The 6,812-nt window shown below is 36.4% G+C and carries 4 protein-coding genes; 1 reads left to right on the forward strand and 3 read right to left on the reverse strand.

The genetic code is table 11. The annotated features are described in order from the left end of the window. A partial coding sequence (locus EA412_01040) for a transposase (protein ID TVR83132.1) occupies window positions 1-177 on the forward strand: 177 nt, incomplete at its 5' end. A gap of 216 nt (window positions 178-393) precedes the next feature. Here EA412_01040 and EA412_01045 read toward each other — a convergent pair. The 3 genes from EA412_01045 to EA412_01055 form a co-directional block, all read right to left on the reverse strand. After that, window positions 394-4,536, reverse strand: a complete 4,143-nt coding sequence (locus EA412_01045) for a T9SS C-terminal target domain-containing protein (GenBank protein TVR83133.1) — start codon at window positions 4,534-4,536, stop codon at window positions 394-396. Window positions 4,537-4,874: 338 nt separating this feature from the next. After that, window positions 4,875-5,645 carry a CPBP family intramembrane metalloprotease gene (locus tag EA412_01050; GenBank protein ID TVR83134.1) on the reverse strand — a complete coding sequence of 257 codons (771 nt, stop codon included), beginning with the start codon at window positions 5,643-5,645 and terminating at the stop codon, window positions 4,875-4,877. Further along, the gene (locus EA412_01055) at window positions 5,629-6,663 is read right to left on the reverse strand and encodes a class A beta-lactamase-related serine hydrolase (GenBank protein TVR83135.1); all 1,035 of its coding nucleotides are present in this window, start codon (window positions 6,661-6,663) and stop codon (window positions 5,629-5,631) included. The genes EA412_01050 and EA412_01055 overlap by 17 nt, the downstream gene beginning before the upstream one ends. Between the last annotated feature and the right edge of the window lie 149 nt (window positions 6,664-6,812).

Consider the following 6,812-nt stretch of genomic DNA (forward strand, 5'->3'; position numbering starts at 1 on the left):
CACAATAATCATCCGGTTGAACTACATAATAACGAACTTTTTATACAGCGACTTAACTATATACATCAAAACCCGGTACGAGCCGGATTGGTAGCAGAACCTGAACATTATTTATATAGCAGTGCTTCTAATTATGCCGGTATACTTAGTTTGCTTGATGTAGAATGCGTATTTTAATTCAGAATTACGTCTAATTTCTTGTCCGGTAGCGGGGGCGTTACGGACAGGCTGTTGCTATGGATAGGAAGGGGATTTAAGGTATGAGAAGCAAGCGAGACGCTCTTTTAGTTATAGGAGTTTTAAAAAGCAAAGTACCAATTAAGCACTTTTAGAATACTTTATATAAAAAACCCGTGCCACCTCATAGATTAGTGGCACGGGTGTAGAAAATAATTATCTTATAACCAGTTTCCTGTAAGATTTTTCTTCATCATTTTCGAGCATTACGATATAGATACCGGCATTTAATTCAGACACATCAATGGTATTGTTTTCAATATTTATTTGCGAATGAAGTATTACATTACCAATATTGTTAAAGATTGTAAGTTGATAATCTCTGTCTAAATCTAAAAATGCAATTTTCTCGCTTGCCGGGTTCGGAAACATCTGCCATTTTACTACACTTTGCATATTTTCATTGCAATTAGCTGTGATAACATTAAATGTTTCACTTGAACCGTCAAAGTCATACTGTACAAGCTTGTAATAAGCCAGTTTACCTTTCGATTCATAATCAAGATATGAATAATAGTTTTGCGTTAAGCTGTTCCCGGCACCTTCCAGTTCAGCTATTAATTCAAATTTTAAACCATCGTATGATCTGTATAAATGAAATTTTTCATTATCAATTTCCAGATAAGTAATCCAGTTAATTAAATTTTCATCATTTTGACAAATGCTTGTAAACGCTTTTAATTCAACCGGTAATGTGGTTGCATTTTCTTCTCCACCCCACCAGGAGAATCCGGTTATTCCCTGTACAAAAACCGATTTCAGATTGCCTTTTATAAAACTTTGTACCGGCAATGGATAATCCCAGTCCTCATCATTTTTATTGTATCGAATCATAGAAATATTATTTGCACCGGCAGGTGGAACTTCGTTTTGCCTGAATCCAAAATTTACATTCACATTATATGTACCGGAAGGCTGATCGCTGCTTAGGTACCAATGCCTTGGCACTCTCTTATGCGGGTTGGGCATTTTATCTACTTTTTCCGCTCCTTGTGGCCAATATGTAGAATCAGACAAATCAATTGCTTTATAACTTGAAACACCTACTATACCGATATTCCCGGAATTCAAATTCATGATTACAGGGATATAATGCCCGGATGCATTTCCTAAAGGAAAAATATAATCTTCACCTGTTGCGGTTTCAATACTTCTGAGAAATGCTCCAGAACCATCCTGACTTTCACTTAATACATGCCCTGAACCTGAATGTACAACTGCGTCTATATCATTATTGAAGACTGTAAACTTGTGCTCACCCAAATCTAATTTTGCATCGTTTAGAGTAAAAATGCCTGTTTCTGATGTTGAAACATCTGAAAGTAACTCAACTACTGTGGAGTTTCCTTCTATTACTAAATTATGAAAATTTTCTGTTCCTGAATTATTGAAAATTGTCTGAACAGTATTTCCATTAAAGAAGACAGTTCCTGCATTCGGAATAAAAGTACCATAGTTATTCCAGTTACCTTTTACTGTAAGCGCCCTTTCCCCTACAGTATTTTCAATTGACAAAATTGCGTCTTCTTCTATCGTAATGTGATTACAAATTGCCGGTAAATCTGCAGAAGCATCTGTTGTAACTTCAGGCAGGTTATGAATGCACTCCTGTGTTTTTTTAATGATTACATTATTGTTTTCACCAGGTGGCGTTTTAGTGAGTTCAAAACTAGAACCATCCCAAATCACCCAGTTATTCTCTCCTGACCATATTGAATCCCCAATATTTCCCAGCCATAAATAATCGCCTACGGCTATATTTGAGGTATCAGGAGGTAACATCACATTGACTGTTGCAGTATTTGATAAAAGATTTCTGCAAGATGTTTGAGGAAGCTTTAAGGCCTCAACTGTAAAAGTTTCTGTTTCTGATAAACGAACTGTTGCAAGTATAATATCGGAACCTGTTCCCAATACAGAAGAACCTTTTACATTTTCACTCCCGCTATCCATGATGGTATAAATCACCAGAGATTGAGAATTGAGCAATTCAATCTGTGCATGTGCATTCAAACAAGTGCTGTCACCAATAACATTGAGAATCAGACTTGTTACAGGCATAGCACAATCAACAATTACGCCATTACTGTGAATGCTTTCTGCAAGTCCTGCTTCTTTTGCTGTTGCAGTGATTTCACCTCCCGCATACAAATCGTAATATGCTTCACTTAGTCCGGAAAGTGTCCAGCTTCCACCGGAAACTATAGTGCTATCCAGGAAAAATCCATCAATATAAACATATATAATCGTGCCGTCAGGAGAAGTTGAGGTACCGGTAACTTCTGTATCACCTTCCGCATAAGCTCCTGTAACTTCAGGAGCAGGACTGATTCCGGATACGATTACGATATTTGAAATTACACTTATAGATTTTTGATTTGCTAATGCGGTTGCATGGATTTCATCATTTACCGATAATGGAGACAACCCACTGATTGACCAGTTTCCATAACCATTTACAGTTGTTGAACCTGTCAATATACCATTGATATACAAATAAATTTCACTTCCTGCTTCTTCACTTAAACTTCCGCTAACTGTTGTGGTGCCTGTAGTTACCGGGTAATTTACCTGAGGAGCTTTTGTAACTTCCTCCAGAACAGTTATTGCAACAGCAGATGAAAAACAGTTGTTATTTACATAGGCTCTGACACTTATAATTTGACCGGAACTAACTTCTATATCTGAAAAAGTCCAGTTGCCTCCTGTTGCAGTTGTTGACCCGGAAAGATACCCGTCCTTAAACAAATACACCGTAGCACCTGATGTAGCAGTTCCTGAAATTGAAGTCGAAGCGGGAATAAGAGTTGTTGTTGTAATTACAGGTGTTGCTGTTGTTCCTGTAGTGTTAATACAGACTGAAACTGTTTTTGGAGATTCACATTCTCCTGCAAGTTGAGCAGTAACAAAATATGTACCGTTTATCATGCAGTTTGGACCACCATTGCAATTTGCGTTTCCGTTACAATTATAAAGCCATGCATTTGAAGCATCAGTAGTTGTAGTTGTCAATAAGGTATTTGGATTGTTTGGCCCGTAAATTCTGATTGTAGTTCCGGTTGGAGCACCATCAGGCCCAAGTCCGGTTATGCCTTTTCTACCGGAACAATCTATGGAAGGAACACTGCTGCAAACAGAACCAACAATCACAAGGTTTGAAATATTTGATACTGATTTTTCCGGTGATGTTGCTGTAGCTGTTATTGAATCCCCCTGTGCAAGGCCACTAACTCCGCTAAGTTCCCAGCTTCCGGAAGAAACGCTTGTTGTTCCGGCTTCTGTCCCATTGATATAAATAGTTATGACAGTGCCATCTACTTCAGAAGAAGCTCCGGAAAATGAATTGTCCGTTGTATTTATAGGAGCATTAATGAATGGAGCAGTAGATTTTAAAGGAGGAAAACCACTTGAAGCATCTTCAATTGAGACAGCAACTGAATTAGTTATTAAATCTGTCCAGGCTTGTTCTATATTATTTCCATATAAAGCGTCATCAATACCGTTGATATCCGAAATATTCCCATTTAATGCCGGATGTGTGTTAATAACAGAATTCGCTACCATTCTTACAGGTGTTGAACTGTTAAAGCCGGGAAAATAGTTTTGAATAACAGATAGTGGAATAAAAAAATCATAGAAGTAATCAAATGTGCCACAGTTTTCTGTAAATGCTATTGAAATTTGCGAGTGATCCTGAACCGGTAAAGAAGTTTGTAAAACAGGATTAGTGATTCCATCTACATCATACAACCTGACAGCATGATTGGTAACAAGTAATATTTCCATTTCAAATCCGGGATTTCCGGGTAGATAATTAGGGTCTGCAAAATCGCCTGTATTTCCAAACAAACCGTCGGAGTCTATAAGTACACTATAGCCTTTTGAATTTGGTGCATAATTGCCCATTCTGAAACGGAAAACAAGATTAGTATCACCATCAAAAGGCACTAAGGTAAAATATGCAGAACTATAATTGTCTCCATCTGAAACAAAATCAGTAAAACCGCACGAGGGACCGGTATTGAGATCACCAACGGGTTCATCTTGCAATTGTATCATTGGTTGAAATGCTATCTCGCTTTCAGCTTCGTCATTTTCTATGAAACCATTTGAATCTGATGATATGTATCCGTCATTATTGGGGTCTAAGATTAATCGTCCGCTTTCAGATGCAGGTTTGATTATCAAACCTTTTGTCTGTGCCTTTGATTCTGAAATTATTATTAATGTGAATGCAAAAAATAGAACAAAATATAATAATTGTTTGTCAATTTGAATGTGAATTTTAGAGAAGTACATAGAGAAACCTTTTTAATTGAAATAAAATTGTTTGATGGAAATTGTTTGTTTGTCTGGTAATTATATTTTTTGATAATGCAATTGTGTGTTTTTACGGGTGGTTACCTGCCGTGTTCAATTCTTACTACAATTTAAAACTATAATATTGTTGTTAAAAAGCAATTCCTTAGGAAGAGTTAGAATTCTCTATTTCTTAATAATCAACACTTTACGATAAAAAAAAAGAGAAATTTTAAAAAGCAATAAATTGCTGAATATTAATGCAATAAATTAGGTAAACAAGAGACTTTATAATAACCCTTGGCTCTCAGTTTTTTAAATTTGAAGTCCAACTCAGATTAAAGGACAAGCTGCAAAACTACATGTGTAAAGGCATGAGCAATAATAGCAGATTCGAGGCCATTCTTCCAATACAGGTAACCAAAAATAATTCCTCCGGCCATATTTCCGGTAATTAAATAAATGACAGACATCATACTCAGAGATTCGTCCAGTTGAAAAGCAGCAGGTAAATGTCCCAAAGCAAAAACCAGTGCTGAAAGTAAAATTGCGGTCCAATAAACCGGATTGGCAAGAGATTCAGTGATTTTACTCCACAACCAAACAAGAAAAGTCATCACACCAAAGCGGGCAATGATTTCTTCACTGACACCACCATAGAGTATTTTCGTCAAAAAATGCAAATTGAAACGCTCATCTGCATGAATGAGTTTTTCAGAAATAAAGGGTGTAAATAAGGTATTGATAATTAAAATCAATATTGCAGCAACAAACCCTCCCAATAAGCCTTTTACAACAATGTTTTTGACATTAAAATCACTTTGCTTTTTCGTTACTAAAGATTTTAATACAGGAGCATGCAGATTTACTTTTTGGTGTAAGAGGGTTCCCACCAGCGAAGCTGCCAAGACAAGCAAAAAGGGATTAATCAATACCAAAAAGCGAAGCAATTCAGGAGAAATTTCTTCAGGCAGTTCAACTGCCATGCCGGCTAAATCTAAATCTGACAAAAGCAGGGAAGCTACACCGGCAAGGCCGAGTATGAAAATGATTAGAAAAAATTTAAAATTAAACTTCTGCATCTCTAAAATTCTAAAGTTTACGGACAATTTTCATTAAAGCCTGAAAAGCAAGTTGTGGCTTGGCAGACTGATTGATTGTGCCTGTAAGATAAACATCTTTTTCGGGAATATGAAATGCTACTGTACCTACTGACCCACAATGTCCGATAATTTGAGGAACATGTTGGAAGGGAGCTAAAATCCACGGGATGTAAAACATTTGCAAGCCCATGCCATATTTAAAAGGGAAAAATATTTTCCGCCAGTCTTGCATTTCTTCAAGTTGTTTTTTCGGGAAAAGTCCGCCCCCCAAGTAAGCTTTGATAAATTTCATTAAATCGGCTGTTGTAGATGCAATATCATAAAGGGATGTATGAAAAAAGTTTTGCAGCTTTAAATTAGTTTGTTGAAATCTGACAGGAATGATGCGATAATAATTATCATTTTGAATAATAAAGCTGTCTGACATTCCAAGTTCCTGCATCATCCGGTTAATTTCATTATCTACTGAATAACCGGTAATGACAGAAACAACTTCAGCCAACAAGTGGTAGTTTGTATTTGTATAATTAGCCTTTCTTTTTTCTCCCGGCTTGAATTTTGGCTGCATCTCTCTCACATACTGCATTGCTTTATGAGTAGGAATTGCTAAATCGTGACCTTCTTTTAAAGTATCCATTAAGGTGTTATTATCCGGCATTTTATCAATTAGATAGCAAGGCAAACCGGAAGTATGTGAAAGCAAATGCCTGATAGTAATTTGCTCTGTATAGTCAATCCCCTTAAACACATGAATCCCCTGTATGAGTTGATGCGGTAAATATTCTTTAATGTAATCATCCAAATTGAGTTTGGTTTGTGCTTTGAGTTGAAAAATCAATGCTGCTACAAACAGCTTATTGATACTGGCAATATAAAAGGGCTTTTCCTCGAAAATAGTTGAAGATGCAGCCGATAAAATCGTTTTTCCATCGGCTGTTTCTATCCTGAATGCTGCTTCATGAATCGATTTTTTCGCAGCTAAATCATTTGTGATTTTCTGAAGTGCATCCTGAGTGATTTTCATTGTTTTTCGATTTTTATTTTACTTGCAATTTCTTAAAAAAATCTGTTCTGCCACCCTGACTCCATTCAATGCCCATAACCTTTCCTGCCTCATCTGTCACAAAATTAAAACTTAAATCAGCATTCTTTAAAAAAAACGAATTTCTTTCA

The sequence above is a fragment of the Chitinophagaceae bacterium genome, from assembly GCA_007695095.1.
In the GTDB taxonomy this organism is placed as follows: Bacteria; Bacteroidota; Bacteroidia; order Chitinophagales; family REEL01; genus REEL01.

Coding starts and splice junctions, on each gene's coding strand:
- EA412_01055 (TVR83135.1), bottom strand. CDS start 6,663: ATGAAAATCACTCAGGATGCACTTCAGAAAATCACAAATGATTTAGCT.
- EA412_01045 (TVR83133.1), bottom strand. CDS start 4,536: ATGTACTTCTCTAAAATTCACATTCAAATTGACAAACAATTATTATAT.